Consider the following 26,344-nt stretch of genomic DNA (forward strand, 5'->3'; position numbering starts at 1 on the left):
GCGTCTGCGAAGCGACGGCGTAGCGGCGCCTACGTCTAGCTTCGCAGGCGTGCAGAAAATCGCCCCGTCTGAACGGTTATGTGAACTGTTATGATTTTATAGCTTTAACTATAAATTGTCAGGCTGCCCGCTTCCTATTGCTGTCTGTTTTTTATTGTCGTCTGTTCTACATGATTTCCAGATACAGTCTCCTTGCGTCCTCCTCTGTTACCGGACGCATATTGTTGCCCAGAAGCCTCTGTACGCCCATGCCGGCCTCTACCAGGCTGTCCAGATCGCTTTCTCCTATGCCGAATTCCTTCAGGCTTGTGGGAATGCCCAGGCGCTCTACAATCTCTTCCATGCGCTTCACAATCCACCCTGACTTTTGTTCCTCATTAGCTTCCGCCCCCGGCGCGGGCCTGTCATTGTCATACTCCGGCCTCAGCCTGTCATAGGCTTCTGCGAATAAATGGCGGCATACAGGCTCATTGAAGCGCATTACCGGGGCGAGCAGCATGGCGTTTGACACACCGTGCGGGATGTGGTATTTACCGCCCAGCGGGTATGACAGGGCGTGTACCGCCGTGGTGCCTGAGGCTGTGATGGCAACTCCGGCGTAGAAGGATGCAAGCAGCATATTCTGCTTTTCCTCCAATGCGTCCGGATCCAGGCAGGCTTTCTCGATATGTTTCATGATCATTTCAAATGCCTGCAGCGCGTACAGATCGCTGAACGGGTTCTTTTTATTGGATGTAAAGCATTCGATCGCATGGCACAGGGCGTCCACGCCGGTCGGGGCCGCGATTCCGGCGGGCAGCTTCTTTGTCATGGCCGCGTCCAGAATGACGTAATCTGCGATCATATGGTCATTCACGATCCCGACCTTGAGCTCCTTTTCCGGCACGGCCACGATCGCGTTCGGCGTGGCCTCCGCCCCGGTTCCGGCTGTTGTGGGGATCATGAGCGTTCTCACGGATTTCTCAGCCAGGCCCGGGTTATCGAGAAGCTCCTTTACCCCATACGCATCCGTAGCCAGTACGCTCGCCAGCTTGGCCGCGTCCATCACGCTCCCGCCCCCGACTGCCACGATGAAATCAGCGCCGGAGCTCTTAAAGCGGTCCGCCGCGGCCTGCGCCTCCTCGTAGGTGGGTTCCGCCGCCAGATCGTCAAAAATCACGGTCTTCTTCCCGGTTTTCCGGATCCGCTCCAGCGGCAGTTCCAGAAGGCCCGCGCCGGCGATCCCCTGATCGGTAAATACAGCGATCTGTTTTACTTCATCCCCGATCAGGCCGGTTATCTGATCAAGGGCGTTTTCACCGCTGTAGACAGCGCCCGGCATTTTCAGATTATAGCTTGTCAGCATAGCTTTTTTCCTCCTCTTTCCCTTCTATCTTCCTGGCCAGATCCATCAGCAGCGTCTCCGGCCCAAAACCTCCCGACTTGGATATGACGCCCAGCCGGCGGCCCTGCAGCTCAATCTCTGAGAGCACGGTTCCCGGGGCCATCTCGCAGACCGGTGCGATGGTTTCGCAGCCGATGTGCTTCATAAAGCCTGTCAGGCAGTCTCCGCCTGTGATCAGAAGCGTCCCCCCGAGTCCCCGCTCTAAAAGCGCCTTCAAAATATATCCCAGCGTTGAGGAAATCCGCACCCGCAGATCCTCCAGCGAAATTCCGCGCTCCCTTGCATATTCCAGTGTTTCCCCGCCGCCCGGCGGATCATTCGTGTCCAGCATGCACATCTTCTGCCCCGCTGCCCGGCGCGCCCATTCATCAAGGAAATATTTTCCCTCAGCCGTCTCGTAATATCCCTGTTCCAGCTTCTGGGGCGGCGTCAGCCGGATCCGGCCGCAGCCGCGCTTCTGCGCAAAATCGAGCTGGCTCCTTGTGATCGGGTTTACGCTGCCGCAGGCCACAAAAAACGGTTCTGTGAGCCTTATCTTTCTGTCGGTCCTGCCGTTCAGATGCAGCAGATCCGGCAGGACTCCCGCGAACCCGGCGCAGCCTGCCATGATGTGAAGCTCGCCCGCCTCCATGAGAAAGCGGCCCGTCTCCGTAAGCTCCCGGTCCGTTGACGCATCGTATACCATGATTCCCGGGCAGGGCCGCCACTGCTCCATCCCTGACACGACTGTAACCGGTGTGCCGCTCTCGATCATCTGGCGGATAGAGGAGCACGTCACCGGCTCAAACGGATCCCGGCCAAACACGCTCTCATGAACCGGAACCCCGTCTATGTAATGGATCCCGTTTCTTGTGATCCGGTTCATCCTGGGAAATGCCGGAAGGAAATGGATCGACGGCCGCCCCGTGGCGTCCAGAACCGCCTTTAACTCTGCCCCTACATTTCCCCGGAGCGCGGAATCCGTCTTCTTATAAAGATACGGCACGCCGCTCTCAAACGCCCGCCTGCTGATCCGGAATACAACCTCATACGCCTCTTCCTTTTTTAAATGCCTCGTCTCCGCGTCCAGTACAAGTACCTGGACTTCCTCCCCGGCGCTTTCAAAATCATATTCCACATTGGTCACAACACGCGTCTCTGCCCCGCCTGCCGCGAACTGCACTCCTGTATCCAGCGCTCCTGTGAAATCATCTGCTATGATCAGTAATTTCACCATGACTGTTTCCTTCCTGTTCCCAGGCAAATCGCCAAATCAATTGTTTCATATTTAAACATATACCTTGTCTGTCCTTTGCCTGAAACTGTTTCAATATTGTTTTATTCTTTCTCTGTTTTGTATGATTGTACAAAATATTTTTGGATTAAACAACCTTTTTTATTATATTTATTGTTTATATTTGAAACATCTTTTAATAGTTCTTTCCAAATCCACTTATTTATGATAGAATTGTTTAAAATCGAAACACAAGGAGAAGGCTATGAACCCGGGAAATATACGGATATTGGGAATCGCCCCCTATGAGGGCATGAAATCGATTATGCAGAAGCTGGCCAGAGAACGCCAGGATATTGATCTGACGGTATATGTGGGAGATCTTCATAAAGGGGCCGAAATCGCCCGCAAGAACTTCCATGAGGATTTTGACATTATTATTTCCAGAGGCGGCACCGCGGAGCTGATCGGGGATATCACGCAGCTCCCGGTCATTGAGATTTCTCTCTCAGTCTATGATATCCTCCGGGCCATCAAGATGGCGGAGAATTTCGCGTCGCGCTACGCCATCGTCGGTTTTCCCTCCATCACCGGCAGCGCCCGCCTGCTGTGCGATCTCCTCCAGTATAAGGTAGAGATCTGTACCATTCACAGCGAGCAGGAGGTGAAGGAAGCGCTGCTTGCCCTGAAAAAAAAGGGTTACCGCATGGTTCTGTGCGATATGATTGCCAACACCACCGCCAAGCGGCTGGGGCTCAATGCGATCCTCATCACCTCCGGAAATGAGAGCATCAGCAATGCGTTTGACCAGGCGGTCAAGCTCTGCCGCCATCACTCACTGCTCAGGGAGGAGAACCGCTTTTTGCAGGACGTCATTAAGGAATGCGGCCACGAGACGGTTATTTTCAGGGAAAACGGGGAGATTTTCTATTCCACCCTGGACACGGACGGCCTGGATCCCATCACGGAGGTGCTGCGGCGCGAGATCCCGTCCACCTTATCCTCCGGCGTGCGCCGCTCCTTTAAAAATATAAACGGCGCCCTTTACTCCATCAACGGCCATACCATCCCCTTTTGCGGCCGGGATTACCCCGCTTTTTATGTTTCCTCCAATAAGGTTCCCTTTGCCACCAGCAAATACGGGGTCCAGTATCTCAATCAAAACGATGTGGAACACAGCTTTTACAACAGCTTTTATAATGCGGCCGACGGCGTGGGGGCCATGCAGTCCATGGTCGAACAGATGGCGCAGACGGATTTCCCCATCATGATCACAGGCGAGGAAGGCACCGGAAAGGAACGGGTGGCGGAAGCTGTGTACACCAGAAGCGCGCTGCGGCTCCACCCGTTTATCATCATTAATTTTGCCCTTATGAGTGACAAGAGCTGGGCGTTCCTGACCAACCACTACAATTCGCCCTTTAATGACAACAACAATACGATTTATATGAAGAATCTGGACAGCCTCTCCGGAGAACGGCTCCGGCAGCTTTTGTCCATTATCATTGACATGAACTTAGCCCGCCGCAACCGGCTTCTCTTTTCCTGCGTCTGCGGCGCGGACGGCTCGGTTCCCGGTTCCTGTTTAAATTTTGTCAATCAGCTCTCCTGCCTGACCATCCATCTCCCGCCCCTGCGCGAGAGAAAGGAGGAGATACCGGCGCTGGCTAACCTCTATCTGAGCGCGCTGAATATCAGCCTGGCAAAGGAGATACTGGGACTTGAGAGCGGCGCGATGGAGCTTCTGGTTCACTATGAGTGGCCCTGCAATTATACGCAGTTTAAACGGATCCTGACCGAGCTGACCTCCATCACCACAACGCCCTATATACTGGAGTCTTCCGCTGAGGCGCTTTTGGACCGGGAACGCCAGGCCGCGGCCGCCTCCGCGCCCCGGCCTGGCCGGCCTTTGCTCCGCCTGGACCGCACGCTCGATGAGATCAACCGCGATATCATCCGCGCGGTTCTGGATGAGACAAACGGCAACCAGAGCGCGGCTGCCAAACGGCTTGGCATCAGCCGGACTACGCTGTGGCGCTTTCTGAAGCAGTGAGGATGAAGCAGGATGATTTTGAAGTAATGAGGGGGTTCTGAAGTAATATGGAGGGGCTGAAGCGGCGGGCTGCTTTAGAGAAGCGGGGCGTTTCTAAAGCCGCATGCGCGCGCCGGGGGACGCGAAGAGCCGGAAGAACCGCCGGGCTGCCAAAATCAGTCATAAAGACTTCTCTTTTTTGTAAGATTGGTTTAGATTATTTTTATAAATTGGTCAAACAATTGACACATTTTCCCGGTATGATAGTTACATAAATCAATGAGGCCAACGATAACAAGCGCGCAACCTTCGTTGGACTCGACTAACAACAATTACCTTTATATAGAGTCCGGAAGCTTTTCCTTCCCCCTTTTGCTTCCGGAAAAAGACCGGCCAGGATATAGCTTCATACTGAATTCTGGCCGGTTTTTATGGCATCCGCCTTATCTGCTTAACCAGTATTTTCACTCCCGGGTAAATCGTATTTCGTTCCCTTGTTTTTTCCCTGCGACTTTAATAACTTCATTTTAATGATACCAGGGTCAAAAGGTCTAAAATCCGATGCAGGCTCGCTTGGATTAGGATTTTTGAACCCGGGACCCGCCAAAAACATGAAAAAGGAGCCCGATCAGGGCGGATTTTGAATGTTTTTGAGGATTGCGGGAGCACAAAGCGAGGAGCAATCCGGCTCAAATTTTTCGATAATCTCTGGCTCCTTCCAGCCTTCATCAGCCCATACATCAAATATATTCGGCACGCCGCTTCCGGCACGCTCGCCTATATTGATAAGGATGTAACTGCTTATCCTCTGCTGAAATAGCAGCCGCGCCAATGCTTCTTAAGTATTCATGATCATTTACACGCCCGAATAAATGCCCTTCTTTTAGTGAGCTGTGGCGGTTGCGGTATCCATGAACTGTCTCATAATTCAGCTCCTCAATGGGAACATTATCGAATACCTCCATGTCCACAGCATATTTGAAAAATTCTCTAATACGCCAGCACCTCATGCCCATCCTCTGTCACCAGCACCATGATCTCCCACTGGGCAGACGGCCTGCCGTCTTCTGTGTACACGGTCCAGTCATTCTCCTCGTCCACAAAAATATCATGCTTTCCCATATTGATCATGGGCTCGATCGTGAAGATCATCCCCGGCGCCATCATCATATCCGTACCGCGCTTCCCAATATAGCCCACCCACGGATCCTCATGGAATTCAAGCCCGACCCCGTGGCCGCCGATCTCCTGCACCACGGAATAACCGTTCTCCTCCGCGTGTGTCTGGACCGCATGGGCCATGTCGCCCAGAAATCCCCACGGCTTTACCTCTTTAAGCCCCAGCTCCACGCATTCCTTTACCACATCAACCAGCTTCTTCTTTTCAGGGCTGACCTCGCCGATGCAGAACATGCGGGAGGAATCGGAAAAATATCCGTGGTAAATCGTGGACACATCCACATTGACAATATCGCCGTCCTTTAAAACCACTTCTTCTGAGGGAATGCCGTGGCAGACCTGCTCGTTGACGGAAGTACACACGCTTTTCGGAAAGCCCTCGAATCCCAGAGGCGCCGGGATCCCGCCGCGTTTTGTCGTCTCATTATAAACCCACTGGTCAATCTGTTCTGTCGTGACGCCTGCCTGTATATGCGCCTGCACATAATCCAGAACGGCGATATTGATCGCGCAGCTCTCCTTAATGGCCTCTATCTGCTCCGGCGTCTTTATGAGATCCCTTGTCGGTACAATATGCCCCCTGTCTGCTTCCATGGCAAGCCGGTTGTCCAGCGCTTCGTGGCAGTTTTTATATTTTTTTCCGCTCCCGCACCAGCATGGATTGTTTCTTCCGATCTTCTTCATTTTTGTCTTGTCCCTTCTGTATTGTGGCTGTATTTGTGTTTGTGTTTGAATTCTGATTCCTGTATTTTCCATAATTAGTATGTCCTGTTGGAGTGTAGCATACCAGGAGGGAAAAATCAATGTATTGATCTTTTCATTTTTTTAACTCATCCTCATTGCCCCCGCCCGCCGAAATTTGTATAATAATACTATACTCTGCAAAAGCTGCTGCACTGTATAAGAAAGCTGCTCTTTGAACGATTTACATGACATGCACAAAAGAAAGGAGAACTGCCAAACCATGAGCTCTGTGAGTTACCTTCCTAACCATCACCTGCCCCCGGCCTATCTGGGTTCTAAGGGTATGAATGCTTTTATTACCGCCTCGCTTCTGGCTGTTGCGACTGCCCTCTCCTATTTCTTTTTTGCCATTATGCACAATCCAACCTCGAATATCGCCCTGATCTATATCCTGGCTGTCTTTTTGACTGCGCGGTATACGACCGGATACTTATATGGCCTGTTTGCCTCCCTTTTTGGCGTGGTCTGTGTGAATTTCCTCTTCACCTATCCGTTTTTTCAGCTCGACTTTACACTGACCGGTTATCCGATCACTTTTGTCGCAATGTTTACGATTTCCAGCGTCACGAGCGCCCTGACCAGCAATATGAAGGTGCAGGCTAAGCTTCTCTCCGAGCATGATAAGATGCTCATGGATGCAGAGAAGGAAAAAATGCGGGCCAATCTGCTGCGGGCGATCTCCCATGATCTGCGCACGCCGCTGACCAGTATTATCGGCTCCGGCGCCGTCTATCTGGAAAACAGCTCGCGTCTGACGGATCTGGAGAAGACGGATCTGGTCAGCCATATCCTTGAGGATTCTAACTGGCTTCTGAATATGGTGGAAAATCTGCTCTCTGTCACGCGGATCAATAATGAGACGGCCAAGGTTAATAAGTCCTTAGAGCCCGTGGAGGAGGTTCTGTCTGAGGCCGTGATCCGACTGCGCAAGAGGCTTCCGGATTTGGCGGTCCGCGTCCGCGTTCCTGATGATGTTCTGATGGTTCCCATGGATGCGGTTCTCATTGAACAGGTTTTGATCAATCTGATTGAGAATGCTATCGTTCATTCTCAGAGCACGGAACCGGTTGAATGCTATGTGGAAGACGAGGATACAAAAGTGGCATTCCACGTAAGGGATTATGGCATCGGCATACCGCCTGAAAAGCTTGTCACGATTTTTGACGGCTCGTCCTATTCCTGGACGGCCAGCGCTTCGGCGGACGGGAGAAAGGGCATGGGGATCGGTCTGTCCATCTGCAAAACCATCATCAATGCCCACGGCGGCAGCATCGGAGCCGTGAATCAGACTGTCGGGGCTGAATTTTATTTTACATTACCAAAGGAGGAACCAAACATTGGCGCATAAAATATCTGTCCTTTTGGTGGAGGACGAAAAAAATATCTGTGACTTTATCTCCACCTCGCTCGTCTCGCACAATTACAGAGTCACCGAGGCCCATTCCGGACAGGAGGCTCTCCCTCTGATCACGTCCCAGTGCCCGGATCTGATCCTTTTGGATCTTGGCCTGCCGGATATAGACGGTATGGACATCATCCGTCAGGTGCGCACCTGGGCCAGTATCCCCATTATTGTCATTTCCGCACGCACGCAGGAGCAGGAAAAGGTCGCGGCTCTTGACATGGGGGCGGATGATTACCTGACCAAACCCATCGGGACCTCTGAGCTGCTGGCCCGCATCCGGACAGCGCTGCGCCACAGCAACCGCTTAAATACCGGTTCCCTGCTGTATAAAAGGCCCTTCTGCTCCCGGGATCTGATCATTGATTTTGAGAAGCACAAGGTTACTCTGGCGGGAAAAGAGATTCATTTCACGCAGATAGAATTTAAAATTATTGCCCTCCTGGCTCAGAATTCCGGCCGGGTTATGACGTATGACACCATCATTTCCAATATCTGGGGGCCTTATGCGGACGATGACAACAGCATTCTGCGCGTCAATATGGCCCACATCCGAAGGAAGCTGGAGCAGAACCCGGCGGAGCCGAAGTATGTATTTACGGAGATTGGGATTGGATACCGGATGGTTGAGGATGAAATGCATTAGATAGACGGTGCGATGCGGTTCAGACGACGGGAGTCCGGGAAGCGATGTCCTGCGCTTCCCGGGCGTACCGGAGGCGCTGGTTTCTCCGGAATATACAGCGTATACCATGGCAGGAATTACAGGAGATTACATTTTTCAGCCAGGGAAATTCACCAGTCATCCCTCATACCGCCTTTGGAGACGGATGCCGCAATGGGAATCGTTCCGTATATGCACAGCGGAGAGGCAATCCCCAATACGCTTGCCGCAAAAATCCCCGCAATGCCCAGCTTCTTTTCACCCAGCGAGCAGAATATCCTGTGAATGCTTTCCTTAAAAATACGGAGATCACGCTTCCCAATACCATTCCCAGCACCCGGTATTTAAAGATCTGCTCAAACTGGAGTCTGAAATAGTACCAGAAATACATCATCTCACGCAGGATCCACCGCCGATTTCCCGGCTTCCGCCATGGATTCCAGAAAGGCATCCTGATCGCCTCCCCACATGCTGCCGCCCGTACCGCCGCTGTGGATATGCGCTTTCCCTTCCGCTGACGCGGTGCCAACGGAGATATTTTTGATGGCTCCCCGGCGGAAAGCTTTATTGCAATATTCCCGGAGGGCGACGCATCCAGCGCTTTATAGATTGCCATAAGTCCCTTCGGGCTGATGTCCTGTATCCTGCGCGGCCGGACTGCTGCCGCTGCTGTCTCCGCATCCAGAAACGGTCAGCGTAAACGCTGCCGCTAAGAGATAAAGCAGTTTTATCTGCGATTTCACAGTTTGAGCTATGTTTCTTCCCAAATCCCAATGCGGGGTTTCTGGCTCTGTATCTTTACTGCTCAACCCTTTTCTCCATTTTATCCTAGTGCTCCATCCGGACAGTAATTGAACTGCCAGCACCGCCTGTTTTGCCACCTGCCGCGTTGTCGTCAGTCAACGATGCCGCCGCATCGCCTCCTTCCTCCGCCTTGCAGGCTGACAAAATATTCGGCACTGGCAGTTCAATTACTGTCCGGATGGAGCACTAGAGCGTGTTTGAAAATTGCTTTCTGGTAGCTGTGCGTGCCACTTTGTGGGAGATTTGTGCCAAATGAACGCGGCGTAGTGGGCTACGTTAAGTGAATTTGGCACAAATATACCGCGAAGTGGGGCGTGCAGATGCCAGGAATGAATTTTCAAACACGCTCTAAAATTCATTAAAATATCATTTGACATTTTATGCCGTTAAAAATATCTTCACGCCACCTTTTAAACACCAATATTTACCCGTCATCCTCCAATAAAGGCATATTGATCAATTCCTGCAATTTCTTCTGCAGTACGTTCTTATCCGGCAGTTGGAGCTGATACTCTGCAACCATCATTGGAGACAATATTCTGCTCATAGCATACTCAACCACTTCATCATCTTTAGACGCACATAATATCATTCCGACACTTGGATTCTCATTTTCCTTTTTCTTCTGACGATCAAGAGCTTCCAGGTAGAAATCCATTTTCGATATATACTCCGGCTTAAACTTACCAACTTTCAGTTCAAATGCCACAAGGCGCTGCAATCCCCGATGAAAGAAAAGCAGGTCAATCTTTTCGGCTATCGTTGTTTCAAGAGAATAGGTATTTACTGCCGGTTCAGTAAAACCATCAAGTTGAGTGGGAATTTTTCGTTTTTCCTGCTTCGGCACGATAACATCATCCACGCCAAAATCAATACTAAACGGCATTTTCGTATTTTTGATTCGAGCCATAAGATCCGATACCGGCGTACTTCTTTGCAACGGCGATAGGGGCAATCTCTCTAATCTCAAAGGTAACAAATTCATTGCCTGTGGGCGTGGAGATGATTTTGCGACGACCTCTTTTTCCGGAGAGTGAGCGAAACAACACCGCCTGAGATGGAGCAGGGATAGAAAAACGACATTCGGACAGACCGACGGAACACAACAGACCGTATGCGGCAGAAAGAGTGTCGCATACGGCAACAAGCAGGGAAACAAAGGAGATAGTCCTACACAGCGACCTTGGGAGCCAGTACACGAGCCAGGCATTTGAAAATCACTTGGCCAGCAGGGGAATCCTGCATTCTTTCAGCCGTAAGGGGGAATCCGTATGACAATGCCTGTATTGAATCGTTCCATTCCGTGCTGAAAAAGGAAGAAATCTATCTACCATACCTATCAGGATTCGACGGAAGCCCGCAGAGCAATCTTTAAATGCATAGAGGGCTGGTATAATCGTAAAAGAATACATAGTGCTATTGGTTACATAACACCCCAACATAACCGAATGAGCTTCATACGGCGGTCACCAAGTTCTGCCTGTAAAATGCATGATTGTCCCCCCTTTCATTTACAGATGATGAACACTTTTTCTATATCGCTGTAATTCTTCTTCGCTGACATTTCCTATGATTTCGTCAAGAAATGCCAACAACCTTTTCTTATCTTTCGGCAGTTGCCCATGAAACTGGAACGCATTGGAAGCTCCCATTGCTGCAAAAATTGTAGGTATCTGCAAATTTTCGATGAGCATCCGCACCTCTTTGTATTTTTCAACTTCTCCTTCTTCCTGCCAGTTCCCACGTTGGATTTCTGCAAAAAGTTCAGAATCGGGATAAATCGTAAGCATATTTGCCCCAATAAGCGTAGGATGTATCTGATTGCATATATGAGCCGTCAATTTTGCTCCAGTCTCTCCACGACCTGCCCCAGAGATACTTACCAAATAAAAGAAACTGTAATGAATGTCTGCTGCATCTAATCTTTGGCATTGTTCTATGATGTCGGCAGAAGTATATCCCTTGTTCATAAACCGCAGCGCTTCATCATCACCTGTTTCTATTCCTATTGTCAAACCGTCATATCCCAATTCTCGCAGTTTGGCAAGCTCCTCATCAGTTTTAGGGGTAACATCTGTAATCCTCGCAAACGAGCCGATAGATTTAACTGACGGGAGATATTTGCGGATTAGCTCTGCAATCGCAGCTAATTTGTCATAAGACAAAACAAAGGGGTTAGCTCCCGTCAAAAATACCCGGTCAATACGCCCGCCGTTCCAACCTTTTGTTGCTCTTTTAACCTCTCGTAAATCACTCTCAATATCCTCCCGAGGGGACATTCTGAATTTGAACGGCAAATCATTATACAGCGTACAAAACTTACACTTGTGATGCGTACATCCCGCTGTTACTTCAATCAGAAGCGATTCCGCTTCATATGGCGGTCGCCAAATTGTTCCTGTATAGTGCATAAACACATCTCCTTTTCTGTAATATGTACTCTCGGAATCTCTCTGCGCCTGCTTTTGCGGCTGATTTTCCGCCAGATGCACCCAAATTTAATCAACGTACGCTCCACGTACGCCTCATAAATTTGTGCACATCTGACAAAAAATCATCTCACAAAATCAGGCACAGCAAGATTCCGAGAGTACATTAATTTATACTAATTATACTTCTGTACAATTATTTTACAAGTACTGTACTTTTTTGTAGTACATATATATAGGTTGTACATTGATTTTTATAGAAATGTTTGTTACACTGTTTCGGAAAGGAGTGGCAAAAATGAAAAAAAGTACATTAGCTGTTGAACGCTGCAAGACAGTTTCTACCATACAAAAAATTTTAGGCGGTAAATGGAAAATCGAAATCATTTATTATATTGCCTTTCGGGATATACACCGTTTCGGGGAGCTTCGCAGACATATCGGCGATATTACGGAATCAAGCCTGACAAAGCAGCTTCGGGAATTAGAAGCAGACGGATTTATTGCCCGCCATGATTATAAAGAAGTACCTCCCCGTGTGGAGTATAACCTTACTGACTTGGGCAAAAGTTTTATTCCCGTTTTTGAGCATATGAAACAATGGGGAGATGAAAACCTCAATATATAATCCTGTTTTCCTCAAAAAGACAGAGCCAACGAGCTGACATTGGCCCTGTCTTTTCACTTTTTATGCTTGATAAACAACTACGAAACAAGTCCAAGACTATCCAACAATTTTTCTATATTCTCACCTAACGCCATTTTTGCGGTTGTCTGGTCAGGACTTACAAATTCTATGAGCTGCCTATACAGATATGGTTCTCCATAAGGAGCGTCCGAGCTATACAGACATCTTTCTGGCAGCTCAACTAATGCCATTTTTGTAGCAATAGAAGCAAAAGCGGCTGAAAGGTCTAAATAAACATTCTCATGTCCTTTTGCAAATTTAATCACATCCATCCAATTTGAGCCGCCTAAATGCCCGAAGATAACAGGTATTTCTGAATACTTCTCACATAATGCCATCAGCCGCTTAATGCCGTCTAGAGCGTGTTTGAAAAATGCTTTCTGCCAGATGTGCGTGCCGCTTTGTGGGAGATTTGGGCCAAATGAACGCGGCGCAGTGGGCTGCGTTAAGTGAATTTGGCACAAATATGCCACAAAGTGGGGCGTGCAGATGGCGGGAATGATTTTTCAAACACGCTCTAGTGTAACTGGATGAAACGTATGTACCCAGACAGGATATAACCTTGTATTCTGCACTGATTGGAATACCGTGTCTAATTCCATAATCTGCTGCTCATTGCCAGGGGTAAATTCCCCTGTGCCGCATAAAGAATTGGCTGTGATATGTGTTTCTATCCATTCCTGTGTTTCCTCTAAACTTAGCCCTAACGGTACAGAACCAAAGCCCAGAAAGCGGTCTGGATTGTCTTTTATGGCTTCAGTAACCTCTAAAATATTCTTTTCCAATCGTCGGATGTTGTCTTTTTTACTGTTAGCTCCTGCAAGAACTCTGTATAATGTGTCCATCTCCGATTCAAGCTCACTTAAATTACCCGCTTTTTCCGGATGCGGTGCGGAGCAAAAAGGATTGTCCTATCCACGCCTGCAGCATCCATTTTTTCCAACTGCGTTTTTGTCGGGAACATGATGTGTTCGTGACTGTCAATAACCATATTTACGCCTCCTTGACAAATTTGATATAATATAAGTATCTCTGAAACAGAGTAAAATTCAAGAACGCACTTTTTTGATATGAAGTGTCTTTTTTAATACTGTACCCAAAGGGCATCCATAATATATGCTCCTGCGGAGCGGGCGGTTTCGGGAACTGGAAGAACAAGGAATCGTCGTAAGAAAAGTTTTTCCAGAAGTCCCTCCCAAAGTTGAATACTCTTTGAGCGACATAGGGATAACCCTTAACCCTATCTTGTCGCAGCTATGTGATTGGGGAAAGACATACCATACTTATATGGAAACATAAAATGAAATGAGCCGATAATATGTGGAACAATCCCACAAGTTTATCGGCTCTGTTCCTATCCATCATCTTTTCGGGGCGTTACCACGCTTACCCATTTGTTTCAAATACTCATACTTATTGAACTACTAATGTTCAATAAGATTTAACTTTTCGTAATGGACTAATTCATCCAACGGAATACGTTGTGCAGCATGGCGTTCTGGGTCAGCAGGGCTTCCGCCTGCATATCCTATTGCTAAAATATTGATTGGCTCAAGGGTGTCCGGGAGCCTAAATTCCTGTTTGATAACATCGGGCTTAAAATAGCATATCCATACAGAACCTAACCCCAGCTCAGTCGCTTCCATCATCATGTGGTCTGTAAGGATTGACGCATCTACATCAACCGTCTTTTTGTTATCAAACGGGCGTGTCCATGCTTTCGTATGTTCGGAGCAAACGATGATTGCCAAAGGCGCTCCATAAAGATTTGCCGCTTTTCCTACTTTGTTCAATCCCTCGTCCTCCTGCACAACGATGAGTCGGACAGGCTGTAAATTTGCAGCCGTAGGTGCGACATGGGCAGCTAATAAAATTTTTTCCAGCTTTTCTGGCTCTACCTTTCTGCTTTTGTAATCACGGACAGAATAACGTGATTTCGCAATTTCTAAAAATTCCATAAGTATTCCTCCTGTTAAACTTGTATTTTAGGTTTCCCTATACTATAATTATATCGCAAACAATTTCAAAGGCAAGAATGTACTTTTTGGGTATATACTATCCAAAAAGTAAGTCAGGAGAATTTCTATGAATGTAAATTGCAAAAGCGGTTATAACTGTCCCGTAGAAGCAACGATTGACTTAATTGGCGGGAAATATAAATCGGTCATTCTGTGGCATCTCATGGGTAAAACCCTGCGGTATAGTGAGCTGCATAAATTAGTACCCAAAGCAACTGATAAAATGTTGGCGCAGCAGCTAAGAGAACTTGAAAACGACGGACTGATAAACAGAAAAGTCTATCCTGTCGTTCCTCCCAAAACGGAATATTCTTTAACAGACTTCGGCAATACGCTCGCCCCAATCTTAGACGCTATGTGTGATTGGGGAACTGTCTATTTAGATGAAGTAAATATCACGCCAACCTACTGCAAATCCCAAAAGTAGGAACCAATCTCTACAAATCAGAAATCACATCTCTTATTCATGGTGATTGTACATCGTTTAAGAAGAACTCTCATTTCTGTACACTATATAGTAAAATCTAATTGTACTGGTGGTGAGAAAATTGAGCAATCATGCAAACAGCATTGACTTTCCGGAATTGGGGCAGGCAATTCAAGATGCCCGTGAGAAGCAACGGATTACAAGAGAGGAATTAGCCGAGGAACCTGGTATTTCGGCAAGACACTTGCAGTCAATAGAAAAAGAGGGGCAAAATCCAAGTTTTCCACTGTTCATTCAACTTGTAACGATGTTTCATATATCCGTAGACCAGTACAGACACCCCGACAGAAAAAACCACCTTGCGCCGGCGGTTGGATGTGCTTCTCAACACTTTTGATAATGCGGAACTGACTATCATAGCAGGGACGGCGCAAGGAATATGTAAAGCCAAAGAGCAAACAGAGGAATAACCCCCTCTGTTTTTCCTTTTTACCGCACCGAAGGCTATTTCAATCTACTACATTTTCTGGTTATGGCATGAACTGCCTGCATATTGAAATTGCGGCTCATACAAATGAAATGAAAAGGTTTCCCTGTCCACAAAGCCCACCGCTTTGTCGCTGTCGTACAATTCAAGCAGAAATGCCGCCATCTGTGTACTTGTATGATACGCGCCAAATAATCTGTCATAATCATATTCACTGACGTCATTCGCAATTTTCCCAAATTCTGTTTTTGTTGCGGCAGGGGCTAATACCTTTGCCTGCATTTTTGCATGGGCAGCTTTTAACTCCCACGCCAAGCCCTCCGTAAAAGCACTGACATAAAACTTTGCAGCACAATAGGTTACTGCATTGGGAACAATCGTATAGCCGCCGCAGGAAGAAATATTGATAAGCTGTGTCCCCTCCGTATCTTTAAAGTCACGGACGAACAGGGAAGAAAAAACAGTGAGGGCTTCCACATTCAAGTGCAGCATCCGACTGATTTTCTCCAAATCCTGATTCCCGACGCTGCCATAATTTCCAAATCCTGCATTGTTCACCCATGTCCGCAGCGGATATGATTCTATGCTCCCGTATAACTGGAAAACATTTTGCCGAACAGTTAAATCCGCAGCTTTAACCACAATATCAAGCATCGGATGTAAAGCTAAAATTTCCTGCCTTAAAGTTTCCAGTCTGTCTTTTCGGCGGGCAACAAGGATTAGGCTGCTCCCACGCTCTGCAAAGGCTTTTGCCGTTTCATACCCTATCCCCGAACTTGCCCCCGTGATTACCGTGTACTTTTCTGTGTTTTGAACCATTTACAAAACCTCCTCTTTGCTGATATAATACGAGCATACAATGTAGAGTAAACTCTATGTCAAGAGATAAGAGGTGATTTTTATGGAATATTCCATAGGTGAATTTTCAAGGCTGACAAATTTAGGGATACATACCCTGCGTTACTACGAGCATGAAAATCTGATTACGCCGAAACGCAATTCCAGTAACCGCCGCTGTTATTCGGACAAAGACCTCGCATGGATTGAATTTATCAAGCGTCTGAAAGATACGGGCATGCCGATTAAAGAAATACAGCGTTATGCCGAACTGCGGGCAAAAGGCGACCTTACCCTTAATGAGAGAATGGAAATGCTGACCGTACATCGTGAGTCCCTTAATGAGCAGATAAAAGTATTGCAGGAACATATGGCAAAGCTGGACGATAAAATTCATTTTTACCGCCAAGAAATAGAACGCGCATCTCTAAAATAGCCGGAACACATATCGAAGGTTCTTCACATCGGCTATCTAAGGTAAAAAGAGGAAACAAAAGGATAAGCTCTCTGCTTCCTCTGTTTTACCGTAACAAAGGCATACTCCCCGTCAGCTTGTTAATCTGCTTTTTATTTCCGCAGACAGCGATACCAATATAATTTAATCTGCTTTCTGATGTATTCGCCATTTTGCGGGTGAACTCATTGTAAGTCTTACACCCCTGTGCCAAATCAGAAAAATCAACAACTGTCAATTCAGAAAATTGCGGTTCAAACAACTTTGTTCTTAGTTTTTTGAGTAGCTCTGTATTTCCTTTTAATATCGGTACGGGAAACTGTATAATCCCCATGTGGGGATTTCCCTCTAAATCAAGCGCATCATTCCCGACAACATCGGGCATTTTCATTCCCATAGTGATGCCGAGGATAGCGGCGGTATTTGCAATAATCCCAAGAGGTAAATTTTCATCGACAACAATCACACATTTTTCATTCTCTACATTCATTTTCACTTTCCTCTTTTCCTAAATTTTAATTTACTTTCCGATAGAAACAAACCGATTAAGGTAAACCCTATTCCCATCGCAGCCATCCATGTAATTTCTTCCTTTAACACAATAACGGATGTGACAACGGTAATGACAGGAACTATATAGATATATACGCTTGTCCTGACAGCCCCAAGCGCCCCCACCGCATGATTCCAGGTAACAAAACAAAGGGCTGATGCGCCGAGACCTAAATAGATAAGGTTTAGGGCATACTCCGGCTTTATAACTTTTTGCACATCCAAGTTGAAATCAAAAACAAAGAGAAACGGAAGCATGAAAAGTATTCCATATGTAAATATCTTCCTTGTAGTCCCAATCGTATTCAATCCATAGCTGCCGATTTTTCGTGTAAGCAGGGAATAAACTGCCCATACGAATGCCGCAGCAACCGCCAGAATATCGCCAATGGGATTCAGCTCTAATTCCTTACCGCTAAAACTGATAAGGCATATTCCTATCATAGCAACTACAAAACCGACAAAAAATTGTGCTTTCAGTTTTTCTTCTGTCTTTAGAAATATATGAGATAAAACAGCAGTAAAAAACGGGGCGACAGAAATAATAACGCCGACATTAGAAGCCATCGTATAAGTCAATGCTATGTTCTCAAGCAGATAGTATAAACATATCCCGCATAACCCCGCCGCAGCGAATGTAATTTCCTGCTTTTTATCCTTTATTATTAAGCGTTTCGGATAAATGATAATCAATACAAGCAGACCGAGCAAAAATCTGAAAAACAGTATTTCTATCGGCGTGAAATCTGCAAGAAGTATTTTGGTGGATATGAAAGTCGTTCCCCATATCATAATCGTAACCAGAGCTGCGATATGCCCTGCGGTAGTTTTTTTATCCACGATTCCTGCCACCTTCCTTAAAAATACGTCTGTATGCGGCAGGCGACAATCCGATAAACATATGAAAAAAATTTGAAAAATGGCTCTGATCTGAAAAGCCTGTCTGTATCGCTGCATCAACCGAAGTCACGCCCTGCTCCAACAGTTCCTTTGCTTTGCCTATGCGAACCGTCTGAAGATACCTGTATGGCGTAACTCCTTTTGATTTGGTAAACGCACGGAGCAATGCCGATTTACTAAGACCGCAGCAATTACAGAGGTTTTCCAATGTGATATGCTCTGCAAAATGTTCTGACATAAATATGCAGGCACTCTCGATTTCTTCAATGCACTCTGGAATACAATTCTCAAAAGATTGCCCGTATTGCCCGATGAGTAACGAAATAAGGAGCAGGAGCATTTCTTCTTTCTCAAATTCTTTTGAACCGTCCATAATTATCTGATGTAAAGAACGGAGATAAAGATTCAGCTCATCATTTTTAATGACATTTTCCGAAAAACCAAGTAATACCCTTTGTCCTGTTACTTCTTCTGCTAATGACAGCATCGTTTCTTTTGGGATATTCAAACCTCTGTAATCAAGCGTTCCGCCGTCACATTGCACACAACTGTGGCTATCGTTTGGATTAAACAAAAGGATATTTCCCTGACTTACCGTATATTCTTTATTTTTGCATGATAAACAGCGGGTTCCTGCTTCTATAAAGCCAATCACATAGTAATCATGAAAATGATTCGGAAACGCCTGGATGATTCCCTCAAAACGATATGCTTCAAGATGTAAATCGTCATCATAACAGATTGTCCGAATTTCTTTCTGCATTGTAACACCTCCTAGCACTCTATATTATACTCAGAATGTTTGTCGATTTCTTGTATAATATCTTCATTTTGAAAAATCTCAAATATGTAAGGCAAAAGAACCGCCAAAAGATTAACCTCTGGTTTCCTTTTACCTTCCCTGCTAATAGTTCGGGCATCCGTAACCGTATATTAGCTGCTCCCGACTGGATAGCTTTGCTGTTTGCAGGCATCCCCGGAGTTGCCCTCCACGGCGCCGTAAAAGGCGGCCTCCCATACAGGCAGGCGGTTTCCCCGCAAAGTCCGGATACCTTGATTTCCGGCTGGTAATCCCCTTCCTGAAATTGGACGCCCACTTTCTACCATAATGATCGATCAGCAAAACCCGGAATATAAAATCCCATATCTTCTGCTGTTCCAGTTCCCACTCCCCCCTCCAATCAGATCCGGCTGCTCCTGTGCTTTCCGGATTGCTTCCTGTCCATTGCAGGCAGTCAGAATCTCATACTCCGCTCTGCTTCGTTTGGGCAGCGAATCATTTCGCCTGTCGTCTCAAGGATTCTTTATCCTCAAAGCCCTGATCGGCGTTTGGGCAACAGCATAAACCGAGCAGGAGAATATCCTTCTCTCCTACCCGTATGCCGGGCGCATGCAGCGAAGCTGCTAATTTCCTTATGTGCCCGTGTGCATAAAAAAGCCAGTACACCACCAGTCAGGCGCATTTTGTAAAATATCCTCAAGCGCTTCCCTTGACAGGACAAAAACAGGAATATCCAGTCCAAACTGATTTTTTATCATTTCCTCAATCTTGTCCGTAAGCTTCCTTATATTATCTTCATCACTGGAAAAAATCACATTGCCGCTGTTCAGATATGTTTTTACTTCTACAAAAGCAAGTGTTTCAAATCCCTTCTTTAATTCTGCCATTGGCACTTTATTTTTTCCACTTATATTGATACCCCTTAATAAAGCAATATATCTTTTCATATCCGCCCCCTGCCACTTCCTGATTTAGTTATTCATCAATCCAAACGCTTTTTCAAATGAGATACATTCTGCATATCTTCCTTGTTATACACAGTTTGTCATAAAACGGAGCTGCAACTTTCATATTCCTGCTATGATGGTATACGCTTTCTGAGATTGATTAGGTGAAATACATCATCCATAATTTCTCTATCCCGTACATCCAGCATCAGCCATTTATCTGCATGGCGCCGGTCTGTGCTGTATTCCTCCAGGCTCTCATATCCGTTCTCCAACAGTTTCTTTTCCAGGCGCCTGACTGCGGACTGCCGCCGTCTCTCCCGTTCTTCCAGGCGTTTGCGAAACGCCAGAACCCGCATAAATGGGGGATTCTTTTTGTTACAAAATAAAACAATTCCTCACTGGTTTATGGTAAAATTGAGATGTCAAGTAACAATCAGCCATCCACCGGAAAGGAGTTGTATCTATATGATATAATACCATACAAACAGCTCTCTCTGGCAGATATTTTTACCGATTGCCAAAATAAATTTGCCAACGATAAATACTTGTCACAGCCCTATACAACTATGTAAGCTGTCTGAGAGGCACAGGGGATCCAATCCAGTATGAAGCCCCAGATCTTCTTGCCAATTATGCTGTCTTTCTGGCGAAGACGGCAGTACGGCAGGGACTGGAGGTAACCATTGACACCATAGACTGTCTCAGGAAACTGATGCAGACTGTCCCGATGGATTACAGCTACCTGAACCTCCCCCGGCCCAAGTATGATTTTCCATGGGAAAAGTGATTTACTAAAAGCACACAAACATCTTAACATACTTATATTTTCAAAAAGGAGATTTGCTATGTCGGAATTATTAAACAGTATTCGTTCTCGTATTGAATCATTGGGGATAGGCTTTCAATTTGTAAAAACAATCAAAACCGGTACAAATGGAGCAGAAAGGGAAACATGGCTTCTGGAATATGAGGGTTCCCAGTTTATCTTTGTACCCGGCAGAAAAAATGTCACTTTAGGATGGGATACGGGCAGGTGTCCTCTGGGAGATGGCGTATTAGAGGGCCTGCTGAAAGAATTTTCTTCCGGTCACGAGTATTACTATGAGGAAGAAATGGAAAATTTAAAAGGTGACTATCAGGAACAGATCGACGAAGCAGAAGAAAACGGCGATTCTGTGAAAGCCGATGAATTGCGTGCGGAACTGGCAGAAGAATTAGAGCAGATGAACAAAGACATAGAAGAAAAGGGTTACGCAAGCTGGGAGGGATTCCTGGCAAAATGGAACGAACATCTGTCCCGTTGCCTGTCGCCGCTGCGTACTGCTGATATTGGAGATATGATTGTAGAGGCGGACAGCCGCCAGCTGGACGAGGATGCGCCATCTCTGGAGCAGGCTGTCCTCTCATTGAAAGAAGGTCCTTTTACGCTGCCGACAGAAGATGAATGGGAATATCTTTGTAACGGCGGCACACGCACATTGTTCTGGTGGGGCGATACACTGTGTGATGTGCTGAGAGAAATTTATAATGTGGGCGCTGTCGGAAGCACCGAGGAAAATGCAATATTGGATCAGCCGAATATGCTGGGGCTGTTTATGGCATACGATTCATATAAAAATGAAATCATTGACAATACATCCTATACAAAAGGCGGGGATGGCGGATGTTCCCTTTGCGGCGGCGATGGGGCAATATATGTCCTGCCTTGTTATACTGCCTTTTATCGCAATCCGGTCAATGAACGCCATCTTGGTTTGTCGAAAAATTACTTTTGTTATCGGCGCATAATCCGATTGCCATAGAAAATTAGAGAAAGGATGCCGAAATGAATAAAAAGTGGAAAAAATTAAGGGCCAATTGTTAAAACTTCAACTGCCGCAGGAAGATATTGATCCGCTTACTTTTCTGTCAGTGACATTGCAGAGATCAGGCTGACGGAAAAGGGATATTTCATCTATTCCTATAAATACGATAACGGTCCTTCCCTTTGATGATGGGACATTCCGTTATCTGTCCAATTCCATTGAAAAAAGGAAACCGGATATTCCTGCCGTATACCGAATCAGATAAAGAGAGGATTTCCATGAAGAACAGAAAAAAATATAGTTTGATCGTAATCATAATGTTGGCCGGATTTCTGTGTGCCTGTGGGAGGAAAGAACCGGCAGATTTTCTCCTGTCCGATGCCGGGGATGGCAGAGGGGAACTTCTTTTGGCAGAGGACGAAGAAGATACTAACATAAGAGAACATTGGGAAAAGGGGTATGATCTTCCAATTGAGGAAGATGAAAGGAGAGAAGCCGAAACGGACTTAAGGGCTGCATTGGAGCTGACTGCGGAGATTTACCGGGCGGCGGACAAAGATGAAGCTTCAAATGTAGTGTTATCAGAGGAAGTGATGGCTCAGATGAAAGAGAAGATAAAGACCCTGGGTATGCCCGTCACGGGAAGCGGGCTGTATTCGGATATGGAGAACTGGGAGGAAATGGAGCATTTTTTGCTGGCTGCCGGAAGGGGAAAGGCTGGAACCGTACTGCTGTACATAGTTCATGGAGATGGAGGAATCGGAAGGCTTCAATATAAGTATGACGGAAAAAATCTGTATGTACTGGCAGCAAATATGACGTGGGGAAGAGGTGGCACACCGATGTTCACATACATTTCCAATACAAGGATAAAAGAGTGGAGGTATACAGAAAAAGGGTATTTGGGGTATGAATTATGTGTGCCGGAACCTCCTGAAGTATCGGAGATGATTGACGGAAGCCGCCTGATCAGAGTAAGGCCCCTGTCAGAGGAATGCCGTGAAATGTCCGAAAACTGTGTGATTCCTTTGGGATACCAGGGAAATAACCTGTTATGTTCTAACTGGGATGTGGAGAACCTGAAAGAACTGGATTATAACGGGGCTTATGAATATTTTTATGGGATGAAGTATGGCAGGCGGTTTGAACCGGAACAATATCCGGACGGGATACCGGCAGAAGAGTTTGAAGATACCATTATGGACTATCTTCCGGTTTCCCGGGAAGATCTGCGGGAGTGGGCGATGTTCGATGAAGAGCATCAAAGCTATCCATGGGAGAGGCTGGGGTGTGGAAATTACGCACCCAATTTCTTTGGCACTTCTGTCCCCGAAGTGACACAGATCAGAGAAAATGGAGATGGGACATTCACGCTGACTGTGGATGCGGTATGCCAGATGATTTTGTGCAATGATGCGGTCATAACCCATGAACTTACAGTAAGGCTCTCAGAAAACGGAGATATCCAGTATCTGGAGAACCAGATACTGGATAACGGAATTTCTAATATCCCGGAGTATCAGTATCGGATTGGAAGATAAAGATTATCACAGACCATTGGAGAGAGCCATCTGTTATCCATTGTTCCCTCATACAAAAAGACACCAGCACACGCCAAATTTATCAATAAACCTAAACTGGCATGGACTATAATCACATGGCCCGACGGGGGCAGCGTTTGAAGCTCCTGCTTTCAGTATTTCATAAGCTTTTTGGATCTGGTTTTCATGGCCTTGGTGTAACATTCTTACATTGGTTCTGCACTTCCAAAACCTGTATCCTCCCTGGTTTACTGAAAAATATTTCCACCTGTGCGGTTGGACGCTCCGTGGAGCATCCAACCTGACTCCCACATTCGCAAAACCCGTGCTTACGCGCTCCTGCGTCTGCTTGCGCATCCGCGTTTTGTTCATTTGGGAGTGCGCAGAGGGCCGGCGGCCTCAAAATGGAAGATCATTTTTTGCGCTTATTCCAGTCCGGCCAGATTCTCCTCCATTTTGTCCAACACTTTCTTTTTCTGGGTTGCTGTTAAAAATCCGTCTGCCACCGCGTCTTCCAGTATCTCTGTCACATCTTTTATATCATTCTGGTAAGTTTCAGCAGTCAGAGGTGTATTCCGGTTTACAAGCTCCGGCCGCATGACAATGGTTGGGTTGAAAGCGATCATGAGTGTTTCGGTTTCCATAAGAAACGCCCCTTTATAAATGACAAATTCTCCTTTTCCGTTGTCAGCTTTCAGACGCTCCAGATCCCGTTCCATAGCTAAGGCATCCGGATCTCCCTCCCCTCTGTCCTCTTTTACAGTATCTACAATCCTTTGATACTCTTCCACCGAGTACAGTTCAAATATCCCTCCAAGGGTCGGGTCATTCTTCAGGAATTTCATAGAAAAAGCGCCGGAAGGCACGGCGCCGTAGACCGCGACGCAGCTTATGATGGCAGCGATAGTCAGCATAATTCCCGTAAAGGAATTTTTTTCTTTCATGTGAATGAGATGATTGATACGCTCTTTCATAAGGCTTTGTCCCAAACCGGAGGCCAGAAAATCGATCCCGGCCCTCTTTGCCTCCAGCTCAACCAGTAAACTGGCATAAGTTTTTCGTTTATCCCTTCCCGCGGCCCGAATCACCGCTTCATCACAGGCCAGTTCCATGTCCCGGCCGGCAAAGGCAACCATAAGCCATACCAAAGGGTTGAACCAGTGGCAGACCCAGGCCGCGGCCAGGCACAGCTTTTTCAGCGTGTCCAGATGCCGGATATGAGCCGCTTCATGTTCCAGGATCAGTTTTATACTCTCCTTGTCCTTCCAGTCCGTCTGTTTTGGAAGCAGGATTACCGGAAAAAGGATACGGTAGGTTAAGGGGGAATCAATCTCGTCCGAAATCCCAACGGTAATTCCGCGTAAGAAACATTTCTGTTTCAGCCAGATGAGAATCCAGGAAGATTCCTTTAAAGGAATTGCCGCGCGGTATTTCTTCAGGTTGACAACATGGTGACAGCCTAAATACAGGCTGAAAGCCAGAGCGCCGCAAGACCAGAGGATTTTTAAGATCATCCATGGAAAATCCGGCTTTGTCCCCGCTGTCTGCCAGACTGCTGGCGGAATGGACAAGGCTGTGGTGATATCCGGCATTTTTTCGAACCAACCGTTAGTCACTGGTACAGAGAATCCGGTTGGTATGGGAATCATCAGCTTACACCAGGCAAGCATCCAGAGAAACAAAAAAACGGTTCTGGGCATTTTGGAAGAAAAAAACTTCCGAAACGCAATGACAGCCAGAATCAGAAAGGAAGCCGAAAGGCTCATCCGCAATAGGTTCATAGGCTTACTCCATTTCATTGATCATTTGCTTTAACTCTTCCAGTTCCTCTTTTGAAAGGGATTTCTGGGACAGCAGGGCTGGAAGGAACGGGAGAAGTCAGACATCGCGCCCCATATTCCGCGGATGTTTCCATTCTCATCTTTCTTTGCCAAATGTTCAACTTCCCTAAAGTGGGAATTCGCATCATCCCATAGCTTTTGGATAAAGTCTGCTCCGTCCGTTGTTGCCCCTTCTTTTCCTATTACAATGAAGGACTCTTTTTTGCATCTATCGGTTTTCATTGATTTGTTGGTCATCTCCTTTTCACATATATGTACTCTCGGAATCTCGCTGTGCCTGATTTTGTGAGATGATTTTAGATGCGCACAAATTTATGAGGCGTACGTGGAGCGTACGTTGATTAAATTGGGGTGCATCTGGCGGAAAAGCAGGCGCAGAGAGATTCCGAGAGTACATATATCTGTCATAGCGGCATTGTTCGATAACAGCGCATCCCAGTAACGTAATTGCCTTTGCCGGGCATAAACTGATACATCGGTAGCACATAGTGCAGTGCTTTCCGGCTGCTGCTTTGCCGTCTTCCATGGTAAGGTTTTCCATCGGACAAACCCGGGTACACAGTCCACAGCCTGTACAGGCATTACTGATCTTGAGTTTGTCTGAGTAGTTCTTTGTTTTGCGGCAGTACCATAAGCGTTGGCCGAGCAATCCTGCAATCCTGTCATAAAAAAACAAACCGTCCTTGGGATAAATGCCGTTTCGGATTCCTTCAGCGCATTTTTCAATCTTTCTGTCAGCCGCCCGGATGATTTTCAGGTTCTGTTCAGGAGACCTTTTCAGCAGCTTAACATCACAAACGGAATCGGGCATACAGATATGTAATCCGCCGACGATTTCTGCACCATATTTTTTCAACAGCCGTGCCGCACAGCCCGCGCCGTCTCCGCTGAACAGTCCCATAGTGGCAACACAGAGTACTTTTTTATGTTTCCAGAGATTCTGGTGGCTTTTGATGAAATCCCTTACCATGACAGGGATATTTGAAAACTGAATGGGATATGCGAAAATAATAAAGTCATGGGGTGGCAGCAAATGTCCTGCATCTTTCTGCTCCATCGGAACTGCCTGCGCAGTTTTATCCAGTAAAAAAAGCAGCTTTTTGATGCAATGTTCTGTGTTTCCCGTACCGCTTAAATAGATACCTATCATATTTTTTCCCTTTCAAAATTGAAGTAATGACCGCATCCCTGCACTATGGTTTCTGATTTTAT

28 protein-coding genes and 6 pseudogenes are annotated in these 26,344 nt (G+C 46.7%); 13 read left to right on the top strand and 21 right to left on the bottom strand.

Annotated elements, in window-relative coordinates; translation table 11 throughout:
- Window positions 1-166 precede the first annotated feature (166 nt).
- Both NFS31_RS07855 and NFS31_RS07860 read right to left on the bottom strand, forming a co-directional pair.
- Window positions 167-1,345, bottom strand: coding sequence for an iron-containing alcohol dehydrogenase (locus tag NFS31_RS07855; RefSeq protein WP_251493253.1), 1,179 nt, complete (start codon window positions 1,343-1,345; stop codon window positions 167-169).
- Complete coding sequence (locus tag NFS31_RS07860) at window positions 1,329-2,600, bottom strand: four-carbon acid sugar kinase family protein (protein WP_251493255.1); 1,272 nt, start codon at window positions 2,598-2,600, stop codon at window positions 1,329-1,331. Before NFS31_RS07860 ends, NFS31_RS07855 begins: the two co-directional genes overlap by 17 nt.
- 262 nt (window positions 2,601-2,862) lie before the next feature.
- Between NFS31_RS07860 and NFS31_RS07865 the strand changes: the two genes are divergently transcribed.
- Window positions 2,863-4,650, top strand: coding sequence for a sigma-54-dependent Fis family transcriptional regulator (locus NFS31_RS07865; RefSeq protein WP_251493256.1), 1,788 nt, complete (start codon window positions 2,863-2,865; stop codon window positions 4,648-4,650).
- 969 nt (window positions 4,651-5,619) lie between these two features.
- Here NFS31_RS07865 and NFS31_RS07870 read toward each other — a convergent pair.
- Window positions 5,620-6,492, bottom strand: coding sequence for a methionyl aminopeptidase (locus tag NFS31_RS07870; protein ID WP_251493258.1), 873 nt, complete (start codon window positions 6,490-6,492; stop codon window positions 5,620-5,622).
- 343 nt (window positions 6,493-6,835) lie between these two features.
- On the opposite strand from NFS31_RS07870, the gene NFS31_RS07875 reads away from it, so the two are divergent.
- Both NFS31_RS07875 and NFS31_RS07880 read left to right on the top strand, forming a co-directional pair.
- On the top strand, window positions 6,836-7,900 hold the full coding sequence (locus tag NFS31_RS07875; protein ID WP_251493382.1) for a sensor histidine kinase: 1,065 nt from the start codon (window positions 6,836-6,838) through the stop codon (window positions 7,898-7,900).
- A complete protein-coding gene (locus tag NFS31_RS07880; protein ID WP_251493260.1) occupies window positions 7,890-8,600 on the top strand; it encodes a response regulator in 711 nt (236 codons plus the stop codon). The genes NFS31_RS07875 and NFS31_RS07880 overlap by 11 nt, the downstream gene beginning before the upstream one ends.
- A gap of 620 nt (window positions 8,601-9,220) precedes the next feature.
- On the opposite strand, the gene NFS31_RS07895 is transcribed toward NFS31_RS07880, so the two are convergent.
- Both NFS31_RS07895 and NFS31_RS27445 read right to left on the bottom strand, forming a co-directional pair.
- Window positions 9,221-9,427, bottom strand: a complete 207-nt coding sequence (locus NFS31_RS07895) for a hypothetical protein (protein WP_251493262.1) — start codon at window positions 9,425-9,427, stop codon at window positions 9,221-9,223.
- Window positions 9,428-9,589: 162 nt separating this feature from the next.
- On the bottom strand, window positions 9,590-9,715 hold the full coding sequence (locus NFS31_RS27445) for a DUF6783 domain-containing protein (RefSeq protein ID WP_334303058.1): 126 nt from the start codon (window positions 9,713-9,715) through the stop codon (window positions 9,590-9,592).
- On the opposite strand from NFS31_RS27445, the gene NFS31_RS27450 reads away from it, so the two are divergent.
- Window positions 9,707-9,784: a DUF6783 domain-containing protein gene (locus NFS31_RS27450; protein WP_334303059.1), complete on the top strand. Its 78-nt coding sequence runs from the start codon at window positions 9,707-9,709 to the stop codon at window positions 9,782-9,784. The genes NFS31_RS27445 and NFS31_RS27450 overlap by 9 nt on opposite strands.
- Before the next feature lie 62 nt (window positions 9,785-9,846).
- Here the strand turns inward: NFS31_RS27450 and NFS31_RS27455 are convergent.
- Window positions 9,847-10,429, bottom strand: a pseudogene (locus tag NFS31_RS27455) (nucleotidyl transferase AbiEii/AbiGii toxin family protein); the annotation flags it as partial.
- A gap of 154 nt (window positions 10,430-10,583) precedes the next feature.
- Between NFS31_RS27455 and NFS31_RS28455 the strand changes: the two are divergent.
- A pseudogene (locus NFS31_RS28455) lies at window positions 10,584-10,743 on the top strand (DDE-type integrase/transposase/recombinase); the annotation flags it as partial.
- Window positions 10,744-10,933: 190 nt separating this feature from the next.
- Here the strand turns inward: NFS31_RS28455 and NFS31_RS07910 are convergent.
- The gene (locus tag NFS31_RS07910; RefSeq protein WP_251493264.1) at window positions 10,934-11,833 is read right to left on the bottom strand and encodes a radical SAM protein; all 900 of its coding nucleotides are present in this window, start codon (window positions 11,831-11,833) and stop codon (window positions 10,934-10,936) included.
- A 316-nt stretch (window positions 11,834-12,149) separates the two neighbouring features.
- On the opposite strand from NFS31_RS07910, the gene NFS31_RS07915 reads away from it, so the two are divergent.
- Window positions 12,150-12,479, top strand: coding sequence for a winged helix-turn-helix transcriptional regulator (locus NFS31_RS07915; protein ID WP_251493266.1), 330 nt, complete (start codon window positions 12,150-12,152; stop codon window positions 12,477-12,479).
- 77 nt (window positions 12,480-12,556) lie between these two features.
- On the opposite strand, the gene NFS31_RS07920 is transcribed toward NFS31_RS07915, so the two are convergent.
- The 4 genes and pseudogenes from NFS31_RS07920 to NFS31_RS26860 form a co-directional block, all read right to left on the bottom strand.
- On the bottom strand, window positions 12,557-12,877 hold the full coding sequence (locus NFS31_RS07920; protein ID WP_331482562.1) for an amidohydrolase family protein: 321 nt from the start codon (window positions 12,875-12,877) through the stop codon (window positions 12,557-12,559).
- 76 nt (window positions 12,878-12,953) lie between these two features.
- Window positions 12,954-13,001: pseudogene (locus NFS31_RS28460) on the bottom strand (hypothetical protein); the annotation flags it as partial.
- A gap of 44 nt (window positions 13,002-13,045) precedes the next feature.
- A complete protein-coding gene (locus tag NFS31_RS07925) occupies window positions 13,046-13,384 on the bottom strand; it encodes an amidohydrolase family protein (RefSeq protein ID WP_251493270.1) in 339 nt (112 codons plus the stop codon).
- 17 nt (window positions 13,385-13,401) lie between these two features.
- Window positions 13,402-13,530 (bottom strand): hypothetical protein, encoded by a 129-nt coding sequence (locus NFS31_RS26860; RefSeq protein ID WP_275563879.1) that lies wholly within the window; start codon window positions 13,528-13,530, stop codon window positions 13,402-13,404.
- A gap of 125 nt (window positions 13,531-13,655) precedes the next feature.
- Here NFS31_RS26860 and NFS31_RS27470 point away from each other — a divergent pair, with 125 nt between their 5' ends.
- Window positions 13,656-13,838: a winged helix-turn-helix transcriptional regulator gene (locus NFS31_RS27470; protein WP_251493272.1), complete on the top strand. Its 183-nt coding sequence runs from the start codon at window positions 13,656-13,658 to the stop codon at window positions 13,836-13,838.
- A 125-nt stretch (window positions 13,839-13,963) separates the two neighbouring features.
- Here NFS31_RS27470 and NFS31_RS07935 read toward each other — a convergent pair whose 3' ends face one another.
- Window positions 13,964-14,497: a nitroreductase family protein gene (locus NFS31_RS07935; protein ID WP_251493274.1), complete on the bottom strand. Its 534-nt coding sequence runs from the start codon at window positions 14,495-14,497 to the stop codon at window positions 13,964-13,966.
- A 127-nt stretch (window positions 14,498-14,624) separates the two neighbouring features.
- On the opposite strand from NFS31_RS07935, the gene NFS31_RS07940 reads away from it, so the two are divergent.
- From NFS31_RS07940 to NFS31_RS27030, 3 genes are all read left to right on the top strand, one after another.
- Window positions 14,625-14,984, top strand: a complete 360-nt coding sequence (locus tag NFS31_RS07940) for a winged helix-turn-helix transcriptional regulator (RefSeq protein WP_251493276.1) — start codon at window positions 14,625-14,627, stop codon at window positions 14,982-14,984.
- A 121-nt stretch (window positions 14,985-15,105) separates the two neighbouring features.
- Window positions 15,106-15,381, top strand: coding sequence for a helix-turn-helix transcriptional regulator (locus NFS31_RS07945; RefSeq protein ID WP_331482554.1), 276 nt, complete (start codon window positions 15,106-15,108; stop codon window positions 15,379-15,381).
- Window positions 15,362-15,454, top strand: a complete 93-nt coding sequence (locus NFS31_RS27030; protein ID WP_331482555.1) for a hypothetical protein — start codon at window positions 15,362-15,364, stop codon at window positions 15,452-15,454. Before NFS31_RS07945 ends, NFS31_RS27030 begins: the two co-directional genes overlap by 20 nt.
- 47 nt (window positions 15,455-15,501) lie before the next feature.
- On the opposite strand, the gene NFS31_RS07950 is transcribed toward NFS31_RS27030, so the two are convergent.
- Window positions 15,502-16,290: an SDR family NAD(P)-dependent oxidoreductase gene (locus NFS31_RS07950; protein ID WP_251493278.1), complete on the bottom strand. Its 789-nt coding sequence runs from the start codon at window positions 16,288-16,290 to the stop codon at window positions 15,502-15,504.
- Window positions 16,291-16,372: 82 nt separating this feature from the next.
- On the opposite strand from NFS31_RS07950, the gene NFS31_RS07955 reads away from it, so the two are divergent.
- A complete protein-coding gene (locus NFS31_RS07955) occupies window positions 16,373-16,744 on the top strand; it encodes a MerR family transcriptional regulator (RefSeq protein WP_251493280.1) in 372 nt (123 codons plus the stop codon).
- An 85-nt stretch (window positions 16,745-16,829) separates the two neighbouring features.
- Here NFS31_RS07955 and NFS31_RS07960 read toward each other — a convergent pair whose 3' ends face one another.
- The 5 genes and pseudogenes from NFS31_RS07960 to NFS31_RS07980 form a co-directional block, all read right to left on the bottom strand.
- Window positions 16,830-17,252 carry a DUF2000 domain-containing protein gene (locus tag NFS31_RS07960; protein ID WP_251493282.1) on the bottom strand — a complete coding sequence of 141 codons (423 nt, stop codon included), beginning with the start codon at window positions 17,250-17,252 and terminating at the stop codon, window positions 16,830-16,832.
- A 2-nt stretch (window positions 17,253-17,254) separates the two neighbouring features.
- Window positions 17,255-18,157: a DMT family transporter gene (locus NFS31_RS07965; RefSeq protein WP_465223429.1), complete on the bottom strand. Its 903-nt coding sequence runs from the start codon at window positions 18,155-18,157 to the stop codon at window positions 17,255-17,257.
- Entirely contained in the window at window positions 18,147-18,977 is an 831-nt protein-coding gene (locus NFS31_RS07970; RefSeq protein ID WP_251493286.1) for a helix-turn-helix domain-containing protein, read from the bottom strand. The genes NFS31_RS07965 and NFS31_RS07970 overlap by 11 nt, the downstream gene beginning before the upstream one ends.
- A 683-nt stretch (window positions 18,978-19,660) precedes the next feature.
- Window positions 19,661-19,942 (bottom strand): annotated as a pseudogene (locus NFS31_RS07975) (DUF1697 domain-containing protein); the annotation flags it as partial.
- A gap of 131 nt (window positions 19,943-20,073) precedes the next feature.
- Window positions 20,074-20,301: a hypothetical protein gene (locus NFS31_RS07980; RefSeq protein WP_251493287.1), complete on the bottom strand. Its 228-nt coding sequence runs from the start codon at window positions 20,299-20,301 to the stop codon at window positions 20,074-20,076.
- A gap of 408 nt (window positions 20,302-20,709) precedes the next feature.
- On the opposite strand from NFS31_RS07980, the gene NFS31_RS07985 reads away from it, so the two are divergent.
- Together NFS31_RS07985 and NFS31_RS07990 are read left to right on the top strand one after the other, a co-directional pair.
- A complete protein-coding gene (locus NFS31_RS07985) occupies window positions 20,710-21,747 on the top strand; it encodes a hypothetical protein (RefSeq protein WP_251493289.1) in 1,038 nt (345 codons plus the stop codon).
- Between the two features lie 281 nt (window positions 21,748-22,028).
- Window positions 22,029-23,291, top strand: a complete 1,263-nt coding sequence (locus tag NFS31_RS07990) for a DUF6070 family protein (protein WP_251493291.1) — start codon at window positions 22,029-22,031, stop codon at window positions 23,289-23,291.
- Between the two features lie 425 nt (window positions 23,292-23,716).
- Here the strand turns inward: NFS31_RS07990 and NFS31_RS07995 are convergent, their stop codons facing one another.
- The 3 genes and pseudogenes from NFS31_RS07995 to NFS31_RS08005 form a co-directional block, all read right to left on the bottom strand.
- Window positions 23,717-25,072: a M56 family metallopeptidase gene (locus NFS31_RS07995; RefSeq protein WP_251493293.1), complete on the bottom strand. Its 1,356-nt coding sequence runs from the start codon at window positions 25,070-25,072 to the stop codon at window positions 23,717-23,719.
- Window positions 25,073-25,147: 75 nt separating this feature from the next.
- Window positions 25,148-25,354, bottom strand: a pseudogene (locus NFS31_RS08000) (GyrI-like domain-containing protein); the annotation flags it as partial.
- Between the two features lie 172 nt (window positions 25,355-25,526).
- A pseudogene (locus NFS31_RS08005) lies at window positions 25,527-26,282 on the bottom strand (EFR1 family ferrodoxin); the annotation flags it as partial.
- Window positions 26,283-26,344: the final 62 nt, after the last annotated feature.

The sequence above is a fragment of the Otoolea muris genome, assembly GCF_943193115.1.
GTDB classification, from domain to species: domain Bacteria; phylum Bacillota; class Clostridia; order Lachnospirales; family Lachnospiraceae; genus Otoolea; species Otoolea muris.